This window comes from Serratia sp. AR11 (assembly GCF_056376275.1).
In genome coordinates this window covers 2,734,191-2,758,190 of record NZ_CM150739.1, presented here as the reverse complement: position 1 = coordinate 2,758,190, position 24,000 = coordinate 2,734,191, and the positions used below count along the sequence as shown (strand labels likewise).

Below are 24,000 nucleotides of genomic sequence, written 5' to 3'. Positions count from 1 at the left end.
CCCCTCTGTTATTCAATTTCCAGGCGTTTTATTTGCAAGCCGTCATCGGCCTGTACCCGCAGATTTCGTCCGGTACAGTGCGGACAGACCAGCACCTGCGGTATCAGCAGCTCGACATCGCTCTGGCAGTCATGGCACCAACACAGCGCTTTCTGTTCCGCCAGATGCAGTTCGCAGCCTTCGGCCAGCGTGTCGCGGCACACCATGTCAAAACAAAACCGCAGCGACTCCGCTTCAACACAGGAAAATGCGCCAATCTCGAACCATACCGCGGTGATCCTTTGCGCATTATTTTGGCGAGCCTGTTGCTGCATTATTTCCATCGCATGTTGGCATAAGGTTATTTCGTGCATCCGGCCTCCGTTAATGGCGATAAACGCGTTATTCCCTTCACGTTGCAAATATGATGCCAAGCCGCCAATGACATATTTGTCGAACCGACTGTCATCGTCAGTCATTAAATCAGTTATTCCCTAACGGATTGACGGATTAATTTCACTCTGATGGTTGAATTAAAAGGAAATAATGTAATTTACCGGAATTTGGCACGCTTTATGCTTTAACTCGCTGACCCGGAGCTATTTCGACAACGACTATCAATTTTGAGTGAGGACCATGAGTACAATCAGTGAAGTAACCAGTCAGGCCGATTACATCGCCAACAAAAGCAATCGTCTGATGGCACAATGGCAGACCTACCACAGCACTCTGGTCAAAGCGGTCACCACCACCAAAAAGAAGATTAATCATCAGTTTACCTACGGGCAGGAAAACGATCTGCGCTTTGTGCTGTTTAACCACTTTACGGTCAGCATCCAGTTGAGCGAAGGGTTTTACAGCCGGGATATTTGCTACCGGATTAATCTGGCCACGGCCCATGAGCCGGAAAACTTTGCCCCTTTCGCCCATGCCACGCTGGATGAAAACGGCAATATCGACGAAGTAATAAACAACCGCGACATGCAGGCGGTATTTGAACATTACCTGGATAAGATCGCCGTTATTTATCAATGCCTGTTTGATTCCTTGCATGATGGTCACGCCATTCAAGACGCTCTGAAAAAAATAACCTTACCCGTCTGATCGCAGGCGTTAATCACCGACAGAAAACTGTCGAGGCGTCATTTTTTACTGACGATTTCGTCATAAATGACGAAGCAAGGAGTGTGCATGAACCGCTTTATTATTGCGGACCCTAAATTGTGTATTGGCTGCAATACCTGTATGGCCAGTTGTTCTGCGGAACATCGGCAATATGGATTGCAGTCATTACCCCGCCTGCAGGTGATTCGCAACGCTCGCGACTCTGCGCCGGCGATGTGCCACCAGTGTGAAGATGCCCCCTGCGCGCAGGTATGTCCGGTCAATGCTATTCGCCATCAGGATGACGCCATCGTACTGAACGAAAGCCTGTGCATCAGTTGCAAGCTGTGCGGCATTGCCTGCCCGTTCGGTGCCATAGGTTTCGGCGGCAGCACCCCACTGGCGATCCCTGCGGACTGCAACACCTCGCTGGCATTGCCTGCGCCCCAAGCACCACGCCCAATCAGCCCCTTCCTCGATTGTGTGCCCGGTGTCCGTGCCGTGGCGGTGAAGTGCGATCTCTGTGACTTCAGCCCCGAAGGACCCGCCTGTATCCGCACCTGTCCGACCCAGGCGATCCGGCTGGTGACCGACCGAGACGTGCGCAACGCCAGCGAACAGAAAAGGCGCAATGCGATGCAGGCGCTCAGCGCCGAGTTGCCGTTTGCGGCCGTCCCTGGATCCCACAAGGAGCCAAATTGATGATATATGCCCTGTTGCCCGACCCGTTGTTACTGCTGACTTCGGCCCTGGTCGGGTATTTGCTCTGCGCCCTGTTGGGCTGGCTACTGGCCCCCTGGTCGCGTGTCAGCACTTTGCTGAGCGGCGTCACCTTAATCTGTGCCGTCGCTACCCTGCTGGCCGCGGTGCAAATGCTGTTTGCGCCACTGCACAGCGCCCATTTACCGTGGCTGCCTTACGCGGTGGAAATCAGTGGCCTTAACGCCCTGTTACTGCTGGTGATGGCTCTGTGCGGGGTCTTTGCCGCGCTGTATCACGCCGGTAGCTTATCCAGGCTGAACCCGCGTGCTCGCGGCCGATTGGCTGGCTTAAGCAACCTGATGCTGGCGGCCTTAAGCGCTGCGGTGATGGCCGATAATGCCCTGGCCTTGCTGTTGTTGCTGGAATTGGCGGCACTGTGCGGCTATTTCCTGATTGTCCATGCCCCAAGCGCTAAAAGCCTGCGTGCCGGACATAGCCAGTTCTTGCTGATGCGCTCAGGCACCCTGCTGTTGGTTGCGGCCTTCGCGCTGATCTATTGCCATAGCCACAGCCTGCAGTTCAGCGTGATCCGCGCTACGCCACTGCCGGACGCGTTACGTAACGGCGTATTCCTGCTGGCATTGGCCGGGTTTGGCATTTTTGCCGGGCTGATGCCGTTACATGCCTGGGTGCCGCAATCCCATAGCAGTGCGCCTGCCTCCGCCGCCATGTTGTTTTCCAGCGCGCTGATGAAGGTCGGCCTGCTGGGCATCCTGAAAGTCGGGCTGGATCTGCTGGGTACGCCGCCGCTGTGGTGGGGAGTGCTGGTCTTGCTGTTGGCTGCCGGTACGGCTTTCTTCGGCGGGCTGTATGCGCTGATGGAGCACGACCTGCGCCGCTTGCTGGCTTATCACACGCTGGAGAACATCGGCATTATCCTGCTGGGCATCGGTGGCGCAATGGTCGGTACGGCGCTGCAACAACCGCTATTGACCGCCTTCGCCCTGATCGGCGGCCTGTTCCATTTGTTGAGCCACAGCCTGTTTAAAAGCGCATTGCTGCTGGCAGCCGGCGCCATTGAACAACAGACCGGGCTGAAAGACATGGAGAAAATGGGCGGTTTGGCGCGGCTGATGCCCTGGACCGCCGTTTCTCTGCTGATTGGCCTGGTGGCGATGGCCGCGTTGCCGCCGTTGAACGGTTTTGCCAGTGAATGGTTGATCTACCAGGGATTGTTCCACTTCAGCGCGGCACCCGGTTTTATTGGCCATCTGTTTGGCCCGCTGCTGGCGGTGGCATTAGCCCTGACCGGTGCGCTGGCGGTGATGTGCGTCAGCAAAGTGTTTGGCGTGGCTTTTCTGGGCGCTCCGCGCTGCGACGCTGCGGCAAACGCGGTTCAGGCCAATGTTTGGCTGACGCTAAGCCATGCGCTGCCGGCCGTGTTGTGTCTGGTTTGCGGTCTGGGGGCTCCCTGGATCATTCCACTGTTTGCCCACCTGATCGGCCTGACGTCCGAACAGGCGCTCTCCTTGTCCGATACGCTGGTTTCCACCCCGCTGATCGCCATTTTATTGCTGGCGATGCCGTTACTGCCGTTGTTGATCGCGGCGCGTTACCAGACGCGTCGGCAACCTCGGCGGGTACAAGGCAGCGCCTGGGCCTGTGGTTACGGCCATGAAGACGCGATGGTGATCACCGCCACCGGTTTTGCTCAGCCGTTGCGAGTGATGTTTGCCCCACTGTATCAACTGCGCCGCTGGCTACCGGGATCCTTCGGTGACCGGTTACACCGTAACGCATTCGTTGCCTTCTGCCGCGGTCTGGCCGCCGTAGAGTTGGCGGTGCTGCTGGTCGTGGCTTTTGCCTGAGGAGATAACGATGACCTATCCCTATGTGTTACTCGGTTTGCTGCAGGCCTTGCTGTTACTGGCTGTTGCCCCGCTGTTTGCCGGCATCAGCCGGGTGCTGCGTGCCCGCATTCATACCCGACGCGGCCCCGGCGTATTACAGGAATACCGTGATATCGCCAAACTGCTTAAACGCCAAAGCGTGGCGCCGGGGGCTTCCGGCCTGGCTTTTCGCGCCATGCCTTACTTACTGACCGGCACCTTGCTGGCCATCGCCTGTGCACTGCCGATGCTGACTACCGCCTCACCACTGCCTGCCATCGGTGATGTGATCACCCTGATCTATCTGTTCGCCGTGGTGCGCTTTGTGTTTGCCATTGCCGGGCTGGATACCGGTAGCCCCTTCACCGCTATCGGTGCCAGCCGTGAGGCAGTGTTAGGCATTCTGGTCGAACCGATCCTGTTGCTGGGTCTATGGGTGACGGCGCTGGTCGCCGGTTCCACCCAACTGAGCGCCATGGTGCAAAGCCTGCTGGGCTTGCCGCATCACGCCTGGCTGCCACTGCTGTTGGCCGGTTTGGCCTGCGCGTTCGCCACCTATATCGAAATGGGCAAGCTGCCGTTCGACATGGCAGAAGCCGAACAAGAGCTGCAGGAAGGCCCGCTGACGGAATATTCCGGCGTCGAGCTAAGCATTATCAAATGGGGCATCAGCCTCAAGCAACTGGTGGTGCTGCAACTGTTCCTCGGCGTGTTCCTGCCCTGGGGCCAGGCGGCACAGCTCACTGCCCCGCAGCTGTTGACTGGACTGGTGCTGGCGCTGTTCAAGCTGTTGTGTGCGGTGGTGCTGATCGCGGTTCTCGAAAATAGCGTGGCACGTTTGCGCTTCCTCAAGACGGGCCGTACCACCTGGGCCGGTTTTGGGCTGGCTTTTCTGGCGCTGGTTTCCTGGCTGGTCGTCGGCTGAACAATGATTAAGGCAATCAATAATGACTAACGAACATCAAGGCCAGCACTATCTGGCGGCGTTGCAGCAACAATTCCCCGCTGCCATGCTGGCGGCAGAATGGCAAACGGCCGACCAACTGACGGTGACCGTCAAACTCAACGCGCTGCCGGAAGTGGTGGAATGGCTGTATTACCAACAGGGCGGCTGGTTGTCGGTGCTGTTTGGTAACGACGAACGCACGCTGTGTGGCAATTACGCGCTGTATTACGTGCTGTCGATGGAGCAAGGCACCAAATGCTGGATCACGGTACGGGCCGAGGTTGACGCCCAAACGCTGGAGTTCCCTTCCGTTACGCCACGGGTGCCTGCTGCCGTCTGGGGTGAACGCGAAGTGCGCGACATGTATGGCCTGCGCCCGATCGGTTTGCCGGATGAACGCCGGTTGGTGCTGCCGGACGACTGGCCGGACGATCTCCACCCGTTGCGCAAAGACGCCATGGATTATCGTCAACGGCCCGCGCCCACCACCGATGTGGAAACCTATCCGTTCCAGAGCCTGGCCGGAGACAAAGCCAACGTGGTGCCGATCGGCCCGCTGCATATCACCTCGGATGAACCCGGTCATTTCCGCCTGTTCGTCGACGGCGAAGACATCATTGATGCCGACTACCGGCTGTTCTACGTCCACCGTGGCATGGAGAAACTGGCCGAAACCCGCATGGGTTACAACGAAGTGACCTTCCTGTCGGACCGGGTATGTGGCATTTGCGGTTTTACCCACAGCGTGGCCTACACCAGTTCGGTGGAGAACGCGATGGGCATCCAGGTGCCGGAACGCGCCCAGATGATCCGCTCAGTGCTGCTGGAAGTGGAACGCCTGCACAGCCATCTGCTGAATCTGGGGCTGGCCTGCCATTTCGTCGGTTTCGACTCCGGTTTTATGCAGTTCTTCCGGGTGCGCGAACAGTCGATGAAGATGGCGGAGATCCTGACCGGCGCACGCAAAACCTATGGTTTGAACCTGATTGGCGGCATCCGTCGCGACATTATGAAAGACGACATGCTGCAAACCCTGCGGCTGGCGGCGCAAATGCGCAGTGAGTTGGTGGATCTGGTCGATATCTTGCTCAGCACGCCGAATACCGAACAGCGCAGCGTCGGGGTTGGCCGTCTCGATCCGCAGGTGGCTCGCGACTACAGCAACGTCGGCCCGATGATCCGCGGCAGCGGCCACCGCCGCGATACCCGTATCGACCATCCCTTTGCCGGTTACGCCAAACTGCCGGTGGAACTGTGCGTAGAGGACGGCTGCGACGTCTATTCCCGCCTTAAGGTACGTATTCACGAAGTGTTCAACTCGCTCGGCATCATCGAGTTCGGCCTGCAAAGCCTGCCGAGCGGGCCGCTGGCGGTTGATGGGTTCACCTATATCCCGCACCGCTTTGCCCTGGGCTTTGCCGAAGCCCCGCGCGGTGACGATATTCACTGGAGCATGACCGGTGATAACCAAAAGCTGTTCCGCTGGCGCTGCCGTGCCGCGACCTACGCCAATTGGCCAACCCTGCGTTACATGCTGCGCGGCAACACGGTTTCCGACGCTCCGCTGATCATCGGCAGTCTGGATCCCTGCTATTCCTGTACCGATCGCATGACCATCGTCGACGTGCGCAAGCGCCAGTCCATCATAGTGCCGTACAAAGAGATTGAGCGTTATGGCATCGAACGGAAAAACAAACCGTTCTAACCGGAGCCCATCATGCTGAAACTGATTAAAAAAGTGCTGAAAACCGGCCCGGCCACCGTCGCCTATCCGAGCCAGCCGTTGGTTGTAGACCCCAACTTTCGTGGCAAGCCCGAATACAACCCACAGCAATGTATTGCCTGTGGGGCCTGCGCCAACGCTTGCCCATCCAATGCGTTGAGTATGACCACCGATCTGCCCCGCGGCACGGTGCGCTGGCAGCTGTTTCTCGGGCGCTGCATCTTCTGCGCCCGCTGTGAAGAAGTTTGCCCCACCGCCGCCATCCGGCTTTCACAGCAGTTCGAGCTGGCAGTGTGGCGTAAAGAAGACTTATACGAGCAGGCCGACTTTGCCATCTGCCATTGCCGTCAATGCGGCAAAGCCTATGCGTCGCAGAAGGAAATTGACTATGCCATGGCGCTGCTCGGGCTAAGCAGTACAGAAACCGCCACGCGCCGTACGCAGTTTGAAACCTGCCCGGCGTGTAAACAGCAGCAAAACCTGACTCAGGCCGATCGCATAGACGTTGGCCGCCATTTGACCCGGGAGATCATCTCATGAATCCGCCACTGATTGGCCCACGCGACGAAAATGGCCTGCCGGTGCCGATCACCCTCGACGAAAGTATCGCCAAGCTGAAAACCACCTTACTGCAGGATATCCGCCGCTCGGCCTATGTTTATCGCGTGGACTGCGGCGGGTGCAATGGCTGCGAAATTGAGATTTTCGCTGCCGTTTCCCCGTTGTTCGACGCCGAACGCTTCGGTATCAAAGTGGTTCCTTCACCACGCCATGCCGATATTTTGCTGTTTACCGGGGCGGTCACCCGCGCCATGCGTATCCCGGCGATCCGCGCCTGGCAGGCTTCACCCGATCCGAAAATCAGCATCTCTTACGGTGCCTGCGGCAACAGCGGTGGCATTTTCCACGATCTCTACTGCGTATGGGGCGGCACCGATCGCATCGTACCGGTTGATGTCTATATCCCCGGCTGCCCCCCGACGCCGGCCGCCACCATTTATGGCTTTGCCATGGCACTCGGCCTGTTGGATCAGAAAATCAAAGGCCGTCAGCATGACGAAACCCAGGGCGAGGCCACCCGCCTGTTGCACCCGGCATTACCTCAGCCGCTGCGGGTGCTGCTGGATCGCGAAGCCCGGCGGATGGCCGGTTATCGCTATGGCCGCCAGATCGCCGACCAGTTTATGCAACTGTTGGCCGCAGACAGCCCATTGCCGGTCGAACAGCGCATTAGCGCTTACCTGCAACAGCAGGACGATATGCGTTTAAGCGAGATTGTCGGCAATCTGCTGGGGATCTATCAACGGGTACTGCGGGGGGAACTGCGACTATGAGCCACTCCCATGCCCAGGTGGTGTTCTACTCCCTGAGCCGCAAATTCGTGCAAGAGAAAAAGGCCCCACCCAAAGCCCAAGAGGTGATCTATTACAGCCTGGCGATTGGCCACCATCTGGGCGTCATCGACTGTCTGGAAGCCAAACTCAGCTGCCCGCTGGCCGGTTTCCGCGCCTGGGTAGAACAACTGCCCGCGGCCAGCACCGCCCGGCGCAAGCTGGAAGGGGTCGATCGCTTCGGTGAAATCTGTATCGACAGTAGCCATACCCACCTGCTGGCCACCGCGTTAAGCGCTGCCGCCCCGCAAATGAACCCCCAACAGCAAGACTGGAGCCAACAGTTGATCGCCCTGCTGCAGTCGATTGAAAACGAACCCGCCATCTACCTGATGGTCCGGAGGCATGATGACTGACGTTTTATTGTGTGTGGGCAACTGCATGATGGGCGATGACGGCGCCGGCCCGCTACTGGCGGAGCTCTGTGCCGGCAATCCCCCCGCCGGCTGGACGGTGATCGACGGCGGAGCCGCACCGGAAAATGACATTGGGCATATCCGTGAACTGCGCCCTGCGCGGCTGGTGATTGTCGATGCCACCGACATGGGGCTGGCTGCGGGAGAAACCCGGGTGATCGATGAAAAAGACATTGCCGATATGTTCATCATGACCACCCATAACCTGCCGCTGAATTTCCTGATCGACCAACTGCGCGAAACGGTGCCGGAAATCACCTTTATCGGCATTCAGCCTGAGGTGGTGGCGTTTTACTACCCGATCGGCGCCGCGGTACGCCGTGCGGTGACCACCCTGCACCAGCGGCTACATGACTGGCCAATAAATGGCGGTTACCCGCCACTGGTGGTGACGAATGTCTGACGCCGCATCGTCATTTGTGTCGAGATGCCGTCGGTCACTTCGTCAGCATCAGGCTAACCCTCTGCTTTTATTTGATTTTCAGGGTTGGCACGCTTTATGCGTAACCCAAGGCACAACCTATCCATAGTCATACCCGGATGAAGGGTAACTCAGGAGTTATTGATGAACCGGTTTATCATCGCCGATCCCAAGAAATGCATCGGCTGCCGTACCTGTGAAATTGCCTGCGTGATGGCACACAGCGAAAACCAGGATATTTCAGCGCTCAACGCCGCCAGCTTCGCCCCACGGCTGCATGTGATCAAAGGCGTTAACGTCAGCACTGCCGTGCTGTGCCGCCAGTGTGAAGACGCGCCTTGCTCCAACGTTTGCCCCAATGGGGCGATTAGCCGTACCAACGGCATGGTGCTGGTGATGCAGGAGCGCTGCATCGGCTGCAAAACCTGCGTGGTGGCCTGTCCCTACGGCGCGATGGAAGTGATCACCCGCCCGGTTGTCCGCCAGAACGGCGCCGTGATGAGTGCCACCACCGAGAAAGCCGAAGCCCATAAATGCGACCTGTGCATCGGTCGTGATAGCGGCCCGGCCTGTATGCAAACCTGCCCGACCAATGCGTTGCACTGTGTGGATCGCAACATGCTGCAAGAAATGAACGCCGAGAAACGCCGTCGCGCCGCGCTCGATACCCTGTCGTCACTGTTTTAGGAACTGAACCGATGAAAAAAATCACAACCGTCTGCCCATACTGCGGTGCAGGCTGCAAAATGAAACTGGTGGTCGACAACGGAAAAATCATCCGCGCCGAGGCGGCTGACGGCGTGACCAATCAGGGCGAACTGTGCCTGAAAGGCTATTACGGCTGGGACTTTCTCAACGACACCAAACTGCTGACCCCACGTCTGAGCCAGCCACTGATCCGCCGTGAAAAAGGCGGCAAGTTTGAGGCCGTCAGTTGGGATGAGGCCATTAGCTACACCGCGCAGCGGCTACAGCAGATCAAGGATAAACACGGCGCCAGCGCCATCATGCACACCGGCTCTTCACGCGGTACCGGCAATGAAACCAACTACGTGATGCAGAAGTTTGCCCGTGCGGTCGTCGGCACCAACAACGTCGACTGCTGCGCCCGCGTCTGCCATGGCCCGTCGGTAGCGGGTTTGCAGGCCACGCTGGGCAACGGCGCGATGAGCAACTCGATTGGCGATATCGAAAACTCCAAATGCCTGCTGGTCATCGGTTACAACTGTGCCGATTCGCATCCTATCGTGGCTCGCCGGGTGCTGAAGGCCAAAGAGAAAGGCGCGCAAATTATCGTCTGCGACCCGCGCCGTATCGAAACCGCGCGCATTGCCGACCAGCATTTGCAGATCAAGAACGGCTGTAACATGGCGCTGGTGAATGCCTTCGCCTATACGCTGATTGAAGAAAACCTGTATGACCGCGACTACGTGGCGAAATACACCGAAGGTTTCGAGGCTTACCGCCAGCAGTTAGCGGATTACGCACCGGAAGCGGTAGAACAGCTGACCGGCGTCAGCGCCCAGCAAATTCGCCAGGCGATGCGCACCTACGCCAGTGCCCCTTCCGCCACCATCATGTGGGGCATGGGAGTCACCCAGTTCGGTCAGGCGGTCGACGTGGTCAAAGGGCTCGCCAGCCTGGCCTTGCTGACCGGTAATCTGGGCCGGCCCAACGTGGGAGTTGGCCCGGTGCGTGGGCAGAACAACGTTCAGGGTGCCTGCGACATGGGCGTGCTGCCTAATGAGTTCCCAGGTTATCAGGCCGTCACCGACGCCGCGGTACGCGCCAAGTTCGCCGCCGCCTGGGGCATTGACGCCGCCAGGATGGACCCGGAAGTCGGTTACCGCATCACCGAGATCCCGCATTTGGTGCACGAAGGCAAAGTGAAGGCCTACTACATCATGGGGGAAGATCCGTTACAGACCGAAGCCGATCTGAGCCTGGTGCGCGGCGCGTTCGAAGCGCTGGAGTTTGTGGTAGTGCAAGACATCTTTATGACCAAAACCGCTGAACAGGCCGATGTGATCCTGCCAGCCACCTCCTGGGGTGAGCATGGCGGCGTGTTCTCCTGCGCCGATCGCGGCTTCCAGCGTTTCGAGAAGGCCATTGAACCGCAGTACAACGTCAAACGCGACTGGGAGATCATCAGCCTACTGGCCACCGAGATGGGCTATCCGATGCATTACGACGATAACCAGCAAATCTGGGATGAAATGCGTGAGCTTTGCCCGCTGTTTTATGGGGCCACCTACGAAAAAATGGGTGAGCTGGGCCATGTGCAATGGCCTTGTACCACGCTGGAAAGTCAGGGCACTCCTTACCTGTATCAGGGCAACCAGTTCACCACCCCGACCGGTAAAGGCCAGCTGTTCGCCACCACCTGGCGTGCTCCGGCGGAAGTGCCGGATGCAGATTATCCGCTGGTGCTCTGTACCGTGCGTGAAGTCGGCCACTACTCCTGCCGCTCTATGACCGGCAACTGTGCCGCGCTGCAAACCCTGGCGGATGAACCCGGCTTTGTGCAGATCAATCCGCAGGACGCCGAAGCGTTGGGTATTGCCGATCAGCAACTGGTGTGGGTCAGCTCACGCCGTGGCAAGGTGATCAGCCGTGCCAACTATAACGAGCGTATTAACCTGGGCGCGGTGTATATGACCTACCAGTGGTGGATTGGTGCCTGTAACGAGCTGACTCAGGAGAATTTGGATCCGATCTCCAAAACGCCGGAAACCAAATACTGCGCGGTAAAACTGGCGGCAATTAGCGATCAGCACTGGGCGGAAAACTACGCGCAACAGAGCTACAGCGATATGAAGGCCCGCCTGCGTCGCGCAGCAGAAGATGTGATGTAAAGTTGCACTGTCACTTTGTAGAGGGGCGAAGAAATTCGCCCCGATTCACCCGGGCGCAGCATACAGCGCCCCTACAAAAACCACAGAGAGTAATAAAAAGTGTCCCATTCAGGATTACTGCTGCGCATCAGCGGCAAGGTACAGGGCGTCGGCTTCCGGCCTTTTGTCTGGCAACTGGCCGAACAGCTCAACCTGCGTGGTGAAGTCTGGAACGACAGCGCCGGGGTGGAAATTCGCCTGGTGCAACCTGTCGATCTTGAGATACTCCTGCACGTGTTACATCACCAGGCGCCACCGTTGGCACAAATCGACCGCATTCAGCAGCGCTCGTTTACCTGGTTGCAAGCCCCCACCGATTTTAGTATCCGCCCCAGCCAAAGTGGCGCCATGGCAACCCAGATCGTGCCGGATGCCGCGACCTGCCCACAGTGTCTGCAGGAAATGAACGATCCGCAGGATCGGCGTTACCGTTATCCCTTTATCAACTGCACCCATTGCGGCCCGCGCTTTACCATTATTCGCGCCATGCCATACGATCGTCCGGCAACCAGCATGGCGCCCTTCACCCTCTGTCCGCACTGCGCCTGGGAATATCATTCTGCGCAGGACCGACGTTTTCATGCCCAACCGGTGGCCTGCAGTGATTGCGGCCCACAGCTGTTTAGCTGTCTGGCGCCAGGGCAGCCGCAGCATCAGGGGGATGAAGCGCTGCAACAGGCCGTTGCTGCGTTGGCTGCCGGGCAGATTGTGGCGATCAAAGGCCTGGGCGGTTTTCATCTGGCTTGCGATGCCACCAACACTCAGGCCGTCGAACGGCTGCGCCTGCGTAAACGGCGGCCGGGCAAACCACTGGCGGTGATGCTGCCTGATGCCGGCTGGCTGGTACGCTGCGTAAGTGGCGTTAGCCTGGCGCAATTACAGGCATTGTTAACTTCACCCGCCGCGCCTGTGGTGCTGGTCCCCCAATCCCCTTACTCGCCGCTGTCTGCCGCCGTGGCTCCGGGGTTGGATGAAGTTGGCCTGATGTTACCCGCCAACCCGATTCAACATTTATTGATGCAGGCGATACAGCGCCCCCTGGTGATGACCTCAGGCAATGCCGCTGGCCGTGCTCCGGCGTTAACCAATGAGCAGGCATTGGCTGATTTGGTCGACATTGCCGATCTGTGGCTGATGCACGATCGCGAGATCTTGCAACGCGCAGACGACTCGCTGGTGCGTTTGCTCCCCAAAGGCCATGAAATGCTGCGCCGGGCGCGCGGGTTCGTTCCCGACGCCCTGCCGCTGCCGCCCGGCTTCCCTGCTCAGCAGCCCCTGTTGGCGGTGGGCGGCGATCGCAAAAATACCTTTTGCCTGGTTCAGGGAAATCAGGCCCTGCTCGGCCCGCACTTTGGCGATTTGGAGCAAGAGGATATTCGGCAGCAGTGGCAACAGGCCATCAGGCACTTCACCGGTTTATACCATTGCCAGCCGCAACGGCTGGCCAGCGATGCCCATCCCGGTTATGTCAGCCACCAATGGGCGGCCCGGCAGTCACTGCCGGTGACCCCGGTGCTGCATCATCATGCGCATCTGGCCGCTTGTCTGGCCGAGCACCGTTGGCCACTGGAAGGCGGTGCCGTGATCGGCCTGGCGCTGGATGGTCTCGGTTATGGTCAGGGCGGCGCCCTGTGGGGCGGCGAGTGTCTGCTGGTTGATTACCGCCGCTGTCGTCATCTGGGGGGATTGCCCGCGGTGGCGCTGCCCGGTGGCGATCTTGCGGCTCAGCAACCCTGGCGCAATCAGTTGGCGCACTTCGCGCGCTTCGTACCGGACTGGCAAAGCTACCCTCAGGCCGAACGGCTGTTGGCTTCCCCATGGCGACCGTTGCTGCAAGCGATTAAGGCCGGTATTAATGCCCCGCTGGCCTCCTCCTGTGGCCGCTTGTTTGATGCTGCCGCCGCCACCCTGGGCTGTGCCCCGACACAGCAAAGTTGGGAAGGCGAAGCGGCCAGCCGGTTTGAGGCGCTGGCGCACCAAAGTGGGCCTTGCCCACACCCGGTGACATTGTCACTAACAGACGAGCAATTTGATCTTGCCGCGTTCTGGCAACGCTGGCTGGCCTGGCAAGCGCCCGCCCCGCAACAGGCCTGGGCCTTTCACGATGCGCTGGCGCAGGGTTTTGCCAGTCTGGCCAAGCATTTTGCCCTGCAGTATGGCATTGGCCATGTGGCGTTGAGCGGCGGTGTGCTGCATAACCGCCTGCTGCGTCAACGCCTGCAGCACCATCTGGCCCCTTTGCAGATACTGCTGCCACAGCAACTGCCTGCAGGTGATGGCGGGCTGGCGCTGGGCCAGGCGCTGGTCGCTTGCGCCCAACATTCTCCGGCTTCTTCTTCCACCTTTGACAGGACCTGACATGGTAAACCGCGAGTTTTTCCGCACCCATACCCGCGCCTTTTGGCTATTACTGGCGCTGGTGGCGCTAAACCTGTTGGCCTGGGGAGCGGCTTTTGCCGCATTCCATCACTACCCGGCGTTAATCGCTGCCGCTTTGCTGGCTTACGGCTACGGGCTGCGTCATGCGGTAGATGCCGATCATATCGCCGCTATTGATAACGTCACCCGCAAACTGATGCAGCAAGGCCAGCGCCCGGTTTCCGTCGGCGCATTCTTCTCTTTGGGCCACTCCAGCATTGTGATCCTGGCCTGCATCGCCATTGCCGCCACTTCATTGGCATTTGGCGATCGTATTGGCTGGCTGCATCAGTACGGCGCGACACTGGGCACGCTAATTTCATCGCTGTTCCTGTTGGCCATGGCGCTGTTGAACTGGCTGATTTTCCGCGATGTTTACCGAATTTTCCGCCAGGTGAAACGCGGGGAAAAACTGGTTGAACAAGATGTGGCCCTGCTGGTTAACGGTAGCGGCGGCGTGATGACACGTCTGTATCGCTTCGCTTTTAATCTGGTGAATAAAAGCTGGCATATGTATCTGGTTGGCTTTTTATTTGGCCTGGGTTTTGACACCGCCACCGAAGTCGGCCTGTTGGGCATCTCCGCGGCCGGTGCCACTTCCGGCCTGTCGGTCTGGTCGATTATGCTGTTCCCGTTGCTGTTCGCCAGCGGCATGGCGTTGATTGACTCGCTGGATAATTTTGTGATGGTCGGCGCTTATGGCTGGGCCTTCAATAAACCGATCCGCAAGCTGTATTACAACATGACTATTACCGCCACCAGCGTGGCTATTGCACTGGTGATCGGTGGCCTGGAAGGTTTGGGGTTGTTGGTCGACAAACTTGGGTTACAAGGCGGGCTGTGGCGCGGTGTTGAAGTCCTCAATGACCATATGGGCAGCGTGGGTTACGCCGCTATCGCATTATTTGTGGTGCTGTGGGCGTTGTCCGCGCTGAATTACCGCCGCAAAAACTATGACTCGCTGACCCTCTAGTCCCCTTACCGGCAGCCACCGAGGCTGCCGGTAAAAAACACTGCATTGGTTATTAAATCCTTTCAGTTAATATTATAACCCAGGATATTAATCAACCTGCCCCGCATATTATCTTTATCAACCAATAACAATGAGTTATTTAAATAACCAAAAATTTCAATAAAAAACACTTAAGAAAAAATGACGTACCATTGAGATTCAGACTATGTTTATTACTGTTGCAACTCACTCGCGACTAAATAAAACTAAAGTTAGTCGCCATCTTTGTTAGCCATTAATATTCCATTTTAAAACAGCATTCGCATGTTACTCGCCACGTCCGAGCTACAGGCAATATCCAATCATAACTTATTAATATAGGTGATATTATGTCCATTGATAAAACACAGATGACTAATGCCATCAATGCGGCGTTAGAAGAACTTCACTCCGCAATAAGAATCGCTAATTTAAACTCTGATAAAACTACTGACGGGTCAATTGGTTGCGTCCCTTTTGCAGGAGCCGTTTATGAAAAGGCCGGAGGAAAAGACACGGATAAAATGTACAGAATCAACGTCAATAACCTGACCGGAGACGAACTTAAAAAATATAAGAATGGCGATCTGGTTAATATACTGCTCAACTACAATGACTGGGATTACACTCACGCATGCTGCATTTATTTCTCTTCAGACACCTCTTATGTTATCCAGACCTACCTTAACCACACCGTACGCATCGTCACCTCATTTGAACACGCTGTTTTAAATCAACGTTGGCATCAATACGCAGAGACCAAAGGCGGCAATGCCGACGTCTTTAATTCGCTTTTTTCAGTAAAACCCGTGAACCTGCCCAATGTGGTCGAGGTTATTATCACTGAATTACTTTGAAGACGGCTTGGCACATTGATTGCCTTTAACGGCAGCCCAGCTCTCCTTGGTTGGGCTGCCACCAGCGCAGGCTCGCATTAACGGATGGCATAGGTCCCTTTGCCGGCGGATTTGGCCTGATACATGGCATCGTCTGCTTTGGTCAGCAGGGCTTCGGCGCTCATATCGTCGCCAGAAGTAATGGCTGCACCGATACTGGCAGAGAGTCTCACGTTTTGATTACCGACCCGTTCCGTCGCCGCCAACCTGGCCAACACGCTCTCGCAAAACGCGCTGACCTGCAGCTGCGGATGCGCCAAAGGCCAGAGAATGACAGTAAACTCATCGCCGGCGAGGCGCGAAACGCTGTGATGAGGCCCGGCACAGACACTGAGTAATTCGGCGAAGGTTTTCAGGATAAGATCGCCGAAATCATGGCCAAAACTGTCGTTAAGCGTTTTGAAACCATCAAGATCTATAAACAGCAACGCCATCTGCTGTTGTGGGCAACAAGCCTGCAGCGTCGCGCCTAACCGGAGCAAGAAAGCCCGCCGATTGGTTAACCCGGTCAGCATGTCATGAGAAACGTCGTACTCTAACCGCCGCTGCAAACGTTTAAGCTCGGTAATATCCATGGAAAGAATATAAAAGCCCCGGGTTTCGCTGGGTACCAGGGTGTTATGAATGATCGCTGTCCCCTGGCGCGTTTGCAGTTCGTTCTCAAAACTGACGGTTTCCCCCTTTAACGCCCGCTCGATCATAGGCTTGGCTGCGGCATAAGCCTCGTCGCCCATAAATGCCTGTACGGTCATCGCGCTGAGGTGAGATTCATCCAGACCGAACCAGCTTTTGTAGGCGCTGTTGGCAAACAGATAACGCTCATTGGCGTCGATCTGGCTGATCAAGGCCGGCATATTATCGGTAATGGCCCGCAGGCGTTCTTTTTCACTACTCAGTTGCAGCTCGGTGAGTGCCCGATTGGCAATCTCGTGATTGAGTTTATTAACGGCAAAATTCAACTCACGGGTACGTGTCACTACCCTGTCTTCGAGCTCATGTTGCAGAGTGTAGAGGTCGGCCTCTGCCGCTTTGCGCTCGCTGATATCGACAATAACCGAGATAAAATGATGGGGCTCACCATTGGGCAAGCGATTAAGCGACACGGTAAGCTGAACCCAAATCCTTGAGCCATCAGCGCGGATATAGCGCTTTTCCATCGAATAGGTGTCTATTTCATTGGCCAATAACTGGTGCAGCAGCCCGAGGTCGTTGTGCAGGTCTTCGCGATAGGTGATGTCCTGGAAGGTACGCTCCAGCAGTGCCCGTTCAGAGTACTGCAACATCTCACAGAGCCGCGGATTCACCCGCAGCCAATATCCCTCTAGTGAGACCAGGGCCATGCCCACTGCCGCTTGTGAAAAGGTCTGTTCAAATAAGGCTTCGCTACGTTGCAGGTTTGATTTCAGATCCTCGGTATAAATATCACGCTCAATGCTGTGCAAATACTCTTCGATAACGGCGGCAAAATCGCGTAAATCATGCACCATCTCTGAAGAGAACGCCTGTGGGTGACCGTCGATAATGCACAGGGTACCCAGCGGCAGACCATCCAGAGACAACAAGGGTTGCCCGGCATAGAAACCGATTTTTGGCCCGCCGGTGACCAAGGGGTTGTCGAAGAAACGTGGATCGGCCGCGGTATCCGGCACCACCAACGCATCACGTTGCAAAATGGCGTGTCCGCAAAACGAAATATTGCGTGGCGATTCCCGTGCCTCCAAACCCGAGCGAGAAAGGAACCATTGGCGCTCACGATCGATCAAGGAAATCAGGGCAATACTGACGCCAAAATATTTGGCGGCCAGGCGCGTGACCCGGTCTAATTTCTCTACCGAATTCGTGTCCAGTACGTTGAGTGAATGCAGAACCGACAGCCGTTCGGTTTCATTTTCTGGAAAACAGGGTTCGTACATAGGTTACTCCGGCTTATCCTTTTTGGGCGATGCTGATTCACAACCTGCATGGCTAGCCGTTACCTTTAATGGCTTAACACCGCACCGTAAATGACTTATTTCATTCAGCTTAGACGGTTCTGCTGGTTTTACTGACCCTTGGGAGGAATTAATCATGCCGACTAAACGTCAATAAAACCCTCGATATTTAAGTTCAACGACCATAGACCCTGCTTTTCTTCTGTGTATGCCAGCCTTAAGTCGGTTAATTTCTAAGCAACGATTTATTTATAATAAGTTGTTGCTTAAAAAACACCCAGGCGTCAACCCGGCGACAATCAGAAAATTGTCAGCAAAATAAATGCATTGGGCCAGTAGCCCTACTTTTATTGCGGTAGCTTTACGTGCCTTGTCAACTCCCCTGGCACGGCCATACGACGGGATTATTGGCCAATAAACCAGCAATTTATTGTTTTTAATAGAAAAAACATTAAATTTTATGCGGCTAAATAACTATTGAGCCGGGGGGTAAAAAGCCATATATTGGGCGCGTTTTTTCACGGTAGTTACTTATTCATTTTAATAATTCAACTAGGGCGTTACTGATACCCCCAGTTGTAGGAGAGATATGATGACGGATAAAGTCCGTATTGATAATTTCGGTGTGAATTTAGAAAATGTAAACAACGAAACATATTTGGCGAGACAAGCCGAATTTGAATCGAATGTCAGGAGTTACCCCCGTAAATTGCCGTTGGCAATTGCGAAAGCCCAAGGCGTGTGGATCACCGATGTTGAGAATAATCAATATCTTGATTGCCTGGCTGGTGCGGGTACGCTGGCTCTGGGTCATAACCATCCTGACATCCTCCAAAGCATCCAAAATGTCATTACCAGCGGCTTGCCGTTACATACCCTCGATCTTACAACGCCGTTGAAAGATCAGTTCTCAGCTTATTTGCTCTCTTTATTGCCAGGACAGGGCCAGGAATACTGCCTGCAGTTCTGTGGCCCTTCGGGCGCAGACGCGGTTGAAGCCGCTCTGAAACTGGCGAAAAAGCACACCGGCCGTTCTGGCGTGATCAGCTTCTCCGGCGGCTATCATGGCATGACCCATGGCGCGCTGGCGGTTACAGGCAACCTGTCACCGAAAGAAGCGATTAACGGCATGATGCCGGAAGTCCAGTTTATGCCTTACCCGCATGAGTACCGCTGCCCGCTGGGTATCGGCGGCGAAGCTGGCGTTAAAGCACTGACCTACTATTTTGAAAACCTGATTAATGACGTCGAAAGCGGCGTGCGCAAACCTGCGGCAGTCATCCTGGAAGCGGTTCAGGGTGAAGGCGGCGTCAACCCGGCGCCGGTCGAATGGTTGCAGCGCATTCGCAAGGTCACTCAGGAACACGGCATTCTGCTGATTATCGACGAAGTTCAGGCCGGCTTTGCCCGTACGGGTAAACTGTTCGCCTTCGAACACGCCGGTATTGAGCCGGACATCATCGTGATGTCCAAAGCGGTGGGCGGCGGCTTGCCGTTGGCCGTTCTGGGTATCAAGAAAGAATTTGACGCCTGGGAACCTGGCCACCATACCGGCACCTTCCGCGGTAACCAACTGGCGATGGCCACCGGCCTGACTACCCTGCAGCATCTTAAAGACCACAACGTGGCCGCTAAGGTCGCCGCACAAGGCGAATGGCTGAAAGCCAAACTGGCCGAGCTGCAAAAACGTTATCCGGCCATTGGCCACGTGCGCGGCCTGGGCTTGATGATCGGCATGGAAATCGTTAAACCAGGTGAAGCCCAAGATCATATGGGTTGTTACCCGGCGGACCCGCAATTGTCTGCCCTGCTGCAGAAGAAATGTTTCGAAGCCGGGTTGATCCTGGAGCGTGGCGGCCGTAACGGCAATGTACTGCGTCTGCTGCCTTCGCTGTTGATCACCAACGACGAACTGGGCATTTTCCTGGATAAATTTGAACAGGCCCTGTTAGCCGCCGGCGTCAAGCCTGTAGGTATGGAGTGAATTCGATGTCCCGGTTAAACCCGATTCTGGCCGCTTCGGCGCAAAGCACCGAAGCCTACCAGCAAGCGATCGAGCAAAGCAGCCAGGCGGTAGTGCAGTGGCTGCAACAACCCGAGATGTATCAGGGGAAAACCGTTGCCGAATTGCGTGAACGCATTACGCTTGATTTTAATCCGCAGGGCCTGGGCAACCAGGCGGCGATCGAACGCGCGATTGAGTACTTTTTAAAAGACAGCCTGTCGGTGCATCACCCACAGTGCGTCGCGCATTTGCATTGCCCAAGCCTGGTGATTAGCCAGGCCGCGGAAGTGCTGATCAACGCCACCAACCAGAGCATGGACTCCTGGGATCAAAGCCCGTCAGCCACCATCATAGAGATGAAGCTGATCGAGTGGTTGCGTACCCAGGTCGGTTATCAGCCTGGCGATGCGGGCGTGTTCACCAGCGGCGGTACCCAGAGTAATCTGATGGGCCTGATGCTGGCTCGCGATGCCTTCTTCGCCAAACAGGGCCACTCTGTGCAACAGGATGGCCTGGTCGGTAACCTGCGCAAGATTAAAGTCTTATGTTCTGAGAATGCCCATTTCTCGGTGCAAAAGAACATGGCGTTGCTCGGCCTGGGTTATCAATCCGTGACGCTGGTGAAAACCGATCAATTCGCACGAATGGATGTGAACGACCTGGCCGAAAAACTGGCGCAAGCCCAGGCCAATGGCGAACAGATCCTGGCGATCGTCGCCACCGCTGGCACCACCGATGCCGGAGCTATCGACCCGCTGCGTGCGATTGCGCAGTTGGCGGCAGAACACCAGATCTGGGTGCATGTTGATGCGGCATGGGGTGGCGCGTTGCTGCTTTCCGAGAAGTACCGTGACTATCTGGACGGCATTGAATTAGTGGATTCCATTACCCTGGACTTCCATAAACAGTTCTTCCAGACCATCAGTTGCGGTGCCTTCTTGCTGAAAGAAGCCCGTCACTATGAGCTGATGCGCTATCAGGCGGCTTACCTGAATTCCGAATTCGACGAAGCTCAGGGCGTGCCTAACCTGGTGTCCAAATCCTTGCAGACCACCCGCCGTTTTGATGCGTTAAAACTGTGGATGGGGCTGGAGGCATTAGGGCAACAGCAATATGCTGCGATCATCGATCACGGCGTGACGCTGGCGCAACAGGTTGCCCACTATATCGGCGACCAACCGGCGCTGGAACTGGTGATGCAGCCACAGTTGGCCAGTGTGCTGTTCCGTTACCGTCCGCAGTCATTAGCCGCCAGCAGCGATGCCGCAGTAGCACTGCTGAACCAGCGAATTGGTGATGCATTACTGGAGTCAGGACGTGCCAACGTTGGGGTGACCGAATTTAATGGCGTAACCTGCCTGAAAATGACGTTGTTAAACCCAACGGTCAGCCTGGACGATATCAAAGTCCTGCTGGCACTGGTGGAAAAAACCGCGCAGCAGTTGCCTGCCGCCTAATCCACCTGCCCTGACCGGCAGCCAAAAGCCGATAGCCTTTACGGGTTATCGGCTTTTTTGCACCAGACGCCTTCCCTTATTGCCTGCTCAGGATGCCCGACATGACAGATCCCGATCTTAATTTACTGATTGCTCTCGATGCCCTGCTTTCCCTGGGTAGCGTCGCGGGTGCTGCCCGCCGTCTTAAATTAAGCGCCTCTGCGATGAGCCGCACGCTTAGCCGCCTGCGAGCGGTCACCGGCGATCCCTTATTGGTGCGCGCTGGTCGCAAAATGGTGTTGACGCCCTATGCCGAAGAGATACGCGAGCGCACGCAAAACGCCGTGTTTGAAGCCCGTGCGGTATTGCGCCCCTCGGTGTCAGAACTGAATTTAGCCACTCTGGAACGCACCTTTACCCTGCGCGCCAACGAAGGTTTTGTCGAAGCCTTTGGCGCCGTGCTGATCGCAGCAGCCGCAAAGGAAGCCCCTTTGGTACGCCTGTGTTTTGCCCCCAAGCCAGAGAAAAGCTCCACCCATTTGCGCGAAGGATTGGTCGATCTTGAGATTGGCGTGCTGGGGGAAATGGGGCCGGAGATTCGATTACAGACCCTGTTCCGTGACCGATTTGTCGCGGTAGTCCGCAAAGGCCATCCGTTTGAGCAGCAGACCGAAATTACGGCCCAACAGTATGCCGCCTGTGGTCATGTGGTTGCCTCGCGCCGTGGGCTATTAACCGGGCCAGTAGACCAGGCGTTGACCGAATTAGGACTGGAACGCAAGGTGGCCGCAGTGGTACCGAGTTTTCCCGCCGCGCTGGCGGTGGCTCAGGCCTCTGATTTAGTGGCATTGGTCCCCGCCTCTTTCCTGATCAACCAACCGGTCGGCACCACACTTTATGCGTTTGAACTGCCGGTAAAAACACAGGGCATTACCGTTTCGCAAATGTGGCATCCGCGTTTAGAAGCCGATCCAGCCCATCGTTGGCTGCGACAATGGGTGTTAGGCGTGGTTAAACAGCGTTTCGCGACGATAAATGATTGAGTTGTACTGAAAATTATTCATCGGTGCCGGGGGGGGATTATTGATTTATTACTTAAGAATAAAGCCAGATTTAATAGTGCCCACTATGCAGTACATTAAAACGATGACGCCCAATCAACCGAAGCACTGCATAGCGGAATACTAATAATAACGTAACAAATTAAAACATTTAACCTTATGTAACTAAATAAACCGAAAAGGCCCGATTAACGGGCCAGAGATATCAATAACACCAAATACAGCCTGGGTTTTGTATATTAGCTGTTCATAAACACTAGCAGTTTTTATTTGCCCTGATTTTCCCAGGGTTAATAAAGTAATCAATAACCTCATCATCAACACATTGATTCAGTCCGGTAAGTGCGAGGGTATGTCCGTCCCCTTCTACCTTAATGATCGGAGCATTAAAATCTTTTGCCATCTTTTTGGCTCCCTCATAAGGGGTAGCCGGGTCAAAACGCTGTGCGACAAATAATAATGGCGGCAGTTTGGATGAGGCTACCGGCGTATGCGGCTGTAGCTTTCCTTTAAAGGGCCAGGTATCGCAAATATTACGTGGCCATTCTTGCTTGCCGGGATAGTTACTGAATGCCGAAGCCTCCTGCAATTTTTGCTCTTTTAACCGGCTCTTTTCCAGATCGCCCCCCGGATTGGCGGAGTCCGCACAGGAAATGACCGTTAAATTGTCAGCTTCTTGATCTGCCTGGCTTTTATCGTCCAATTCCCTGTTATTACCAGGCATGCGGGCGGCTCTTGGCTGGGGGACTGCCTCCGTACTCAGGGTATTATCCAATGATGCCAGCGTTTTGAAGTCGAATTTTTCGCTATCGATAGAGCGCAACAGTTTTGCCAACGCAGGCCAATCCTCGGATGAATACAGGGTGCTGGTGGTAACGCGCACGATATTATCCGCGTTGACCTCCCCGCCGTTTTTATCAGTCAGCGCCAGTTCATCCACCTTTTTAAGTAACCCGTGATAGATCTCCGTGGCATTGGCTTTATTTAACTGACATTGGTTTTTTTGCTCACAATAGAGCGCAAACTGCTCAAAGGTTCTTTGGAACGACAGGGCCTGTTTGTAATCACTGGTGTAAGCATCCTCCGTGATGTCGACGACGCCGTCCAATACCATGGCTTGCACTTTATCCGGGAAGCGTTCTGCATATATTTGCGCCACCTGGGTACCGTAGGATAAGCCGATAATACTCAGTTTGTCTTCCCCCAGCGCCGCCCGAAGCCTATCCACATCATTGACCGCTTCATCGGTACCCAGATGTTTTAATACATTAAGTCCGGTGTTAGTAATACAGCCTTTTACCCAATCGGCATTTTGCTGCTCAAGCGTCAGAGTATCAGGTTCAGCATCGGTATCATTATCCGGCTGTGCCGGGCAGGATATTTTGGGCCGGGACTGCCCTACACCGCGTGGGTCATAGCCAATAATATCGAAATTTTCATTTAACGTGTCCGCTTCGAAAGGAACTACTATCCCCGCCATTCCCGGGCCACCGGTAATAGACAGCAGGCTGCCCTGTTTTTCGCCGGTCGCGGGTAAACGCGTGACCGCTATTTTGACGGTTTCATTCTCTTCATCGCCAGCATAGGACAACGGGGCTTCCAGATAACCGCATTGCAGACGCTCGGGAATTTCTTGTCCGTCGAACCATGGATTAAATTGGCCATTATTACAGGATTGCCAATTTATCGGCTTAACCTGATGAGCTGCCCCCTCACTGGCAAAAGCCGCACAGGGGGAAAGCATGCCGACAATAAAAGCTATTTTCAACAACCTCACATCACCACCTCGGTCAGATA

Annotated in this window: 20 protein-coding genes; 17 read left to right on the top strand and 3 right to left on the bottom strand. The window is 55.7% G+C overall.

Annotated elements, in window-relative coordinates; genetic code table 11:
* Positions 1–8: 8 nt before the first annotated feature.
* Entirely contained in the window at positions 9–353 is a 345-nt protein-coding gene (gene hypA / locus ACSOSI_RS13070; RefSeq protein ID WP_261099090.1) for a hydrogenase maturation nickel metallochaperone HypA, read from the bottom strand.
* Between the two features lie 262 nt (positions 354–615).
* On the opposite strand from hypA, the gene hycA reads away from it, so the two are divergent.
* From hycA to ACSOSI_RS13000, 14 genes are all read left to right on the top strand, one after another.
* Positions 616–1,083, top strand: a complete 468-nt coding sequence (gene hycA / locus ACSOSI_RS13065) for a formate hydrogenlyase regulator HycA (protein WP_012145162.1) — start codon at positions 616–618, stop codon at positions 1,081–1,083.
* 87 nt (positions 1,084–1,170) lie between these two features.
* Entirely contained in the window at positions 1,171–1,785 is a 615-nt protein-coding gene (locus tag ACSOSI_RS13060) for a 4Fe-4S dicluster domain-containing protein (RefSeq protein ID WP_419245757.1), read from the top strand.
* On the top strand, positions 1,785–3,653 hold the full coding sequence (locus tag ACSOSI_RS13055) for a proton-conducting transporter transmembrane domain-containing protein (RefSeq protein ID WP_476705569.1): 1,869 nt from the start codon (positions 1,785–1,787) through the stop codon (positions 3,651–3,653). Before ACSOSI_RS13060 ends, ACSOSI_RS13055 begins: the two co-directional genes overlap by 1 nt.
* Before the next feature lie 10 nt (positions 3,654–3,663).
* Positions 3,664–4,599: a respiratory chain complex I subunit 1 family protein gene (locus tag ACSOSI_RS13050; protein ID WP_476705568.1), complete on the top strand. Its 936-nt coding sequence runs from the start codon at positions 3,664–3,666 to the stop codon at positions 4,597–4,599.
* Between the two features lie 22 nt (positions 4,600–4,621).
* Positions 4,622–6,325, top strand: a complete 1,704-nt coding sequence (locus ACSOSI_RS13045) for a hydrogenase large subunit (protein ID WP_476705567.1) — start codon at positions 4,622–4,624, stop codon at positions 6,323–6,325.
* Positions 6,326–6,337: 12 nt separating this feature from the next.
* Positions 6,338–6,883: a formate hydrogenlyase complex iron-sulfur subunit gene (locus ACSOSI_RS13040; protein ID WP_115184665.1), complete on the top strand. Its 546-nt coding sequence runs from the start codon at positions 6,338–6,340 to the stop codon at positions 6,881–6,883.
* The gene (locus ACSOSI_RS13035) at positions 6,880–7,677 is read left to right on the top strand and encodes an NADH-quinone oxidoreductase subunit B family protein (RefSeq protein ID WP_012145156.1); all 798 of its coding nucleotides are present in this window, start codon (positions 6,880–6,882) and stop codon (positions 7,675–7,677) included. Before ACSOSI_RS13040 ends, ACSOSI_RS13035 begins: the two co-directional genes overlap by 4 nt.
* A complete protein-coding gene (locus ACSOSI_RS13030; RefSeq protein ID WP_012145155.1) occupies positions 7,674–8,090 on the top strand; it encodes a formate hydrogenlyase maturation HycH family protein in 417 nt (138 codons plus the stop codon). The genes ACSOSI_RS13035 and ACSOSI_RS13030 overlap by 4 nt, the downstream gene beginning before the upstream one ends.
* Positions 8,083–8,553, top strand: a complete 471-nt coding sequence (gene hycI / locus ACSOSI_RS13025) for a hydrogenase maturation peptidase HycI (protein ID WP_012145154.1) — start codon at positions 8,083–8,085, stop codon at positions 8,551–8,553. The genes ACSOSI_RS13030 and hycI overlap by 8 nt, the downstream gene beginning before the upstream one ends.
* 162 nt (positions 8,554–8,715) lie before the next feature.
* On the top strand, positions 8,716–9,258 hold the full coding sequence (hydN, locus tag ACSOSI_RS13020; RefSeq protein ID WP_012145153.1) for an electron transport protein HydN: 543 nt from the start codon (positions 8,716–8,718) through the stop codon (positions 9,256–9,258).
* A gap of 11 nt (positions 9,259–9,269) precedes the next feature.
* The gene (gene fdhF, locus ACSOSI_RS13015) at positions 9,270–11,426 is read left to right on the top strand and encodes a formate dehydrogenase subunit alpha (RefSeq protein WP_012145152.1); all 2,157 of its coding nucleotides are present in this window, start codon (positions 9,270–9,272) and stop codon (positions 11,424–11,426) included.
* 99 nt (positions 11,427–11,525) lie between these two features.
* The gene (hypF, locus tag ACSOSI_RS13010; RefSeq protein WP_476707233.1) at positions 11,526–13,823 is read left to right on the top strand and encodes a carbamoyltransferase HypF; all 2,298 of its coding nucleotides are present in this window, start codon (positions 11,526–11,528) and stop codon (positions 13,821–13,823) included.
* 1 nt (position 13,824) lies between these two features.
* Positions 13,825–14,856: a HoxN/HupN/NixA family nickel/cobalt transporter gene (locus ACSOSI_RS13005; protein WP_017892844.1), complete on the top strand. Its 1,032-nt coding sequence runs from the start codon at positions 13,825–13,827 to the stop codon at positions 14,854–14,856.
* 368 nt (positions 14,857–15,224) lie between these two features.
* Positions 15,225–15,731, top strand: a complete 507-nt coding sequence (locus tag ACSOSI_RS13000) for a hypothetical protein (protein ID WP_017892842.1) — start codon at positions 15,225–15,227, stop codon at positions 15,729–15,731.
* A gap of 77 nt (positions 15,732–15,808) precedes the next feature.
* Here the strand turns inward: ACSOSI_RS13000 and ACSOSI_RS12995 are convergent, their stop codons facing one another.
* Entirely contained in the window at positions 15,809–17,683 is a 1,875-nt protein-coding gene (locus ACSOSI_RS12995) for a diguanylate cyclase domain-containing protein (RefSeq protein ID WP_476707232.1), read from the bottom strand.
* Between the two features lie 610 nt (positions 17,684–18,293).
* Between ACSOSI_RS12995 and ACSOSI_RS12990 the strand changes: the two genes are divergently transcribed.
* From ACSOSI_RS12990 to ACSOSI_RS12980, 3 genes are all read left to right on the top strand, one after another.
* Positions 18,294–19,685, top strand: a complete 1,392-nt coding sequence (locus ACSOSI_RS12990) for a diaminobutyrate--2-oxoglutarate transaminase (RefSeq protein WP_017892840.1) — start codon at positions 18,294–18,296, stop codon at positions 19,683–19,685.
* A gap of 5 nt (positions 19,686–19,690) precedes the next feature.
* A complete protein-coding gene (locus ACSOSI_RS12985; RefSeq protein ID WP_012145146.1) occupies positions 19,691–21,163 on the top strand; it encodes a pyridoxal phosphate-dependent decarboxylase family protein in 1,473 nt (490 codons plus the stop codon).
* 101 nt (positions 21,164–21,264) lie between these two features.
* Positions 21,265–22,185: a LysR family transcriptional regulator gene (locus ACSOSI_RS12980; protein WP_476707231.1), complete on the top strand. Its 921-nt coding sequence runs from the start codon at positions 21,265–21,267 to the stop codon at positions 22,183–22,185.
* Between the two features lie 274 nt (positions 22,186–22,459).
* Here the strand turns inward: ACSOSI_RS12980 and ACSOSI_RS12975 are convergent, their stop codons facing one another.
* Entirely contained in the window at positions 22,460–23,980 is a 1,521-nt protein-coding gene (locus ACSOSI_RS12975; protein ID WP_476707230.1) for an alpha/beta hydrolase, read from the bottom strand.
* Positions 23,981–24,000 lie beyond the last annotated feature (20 nt).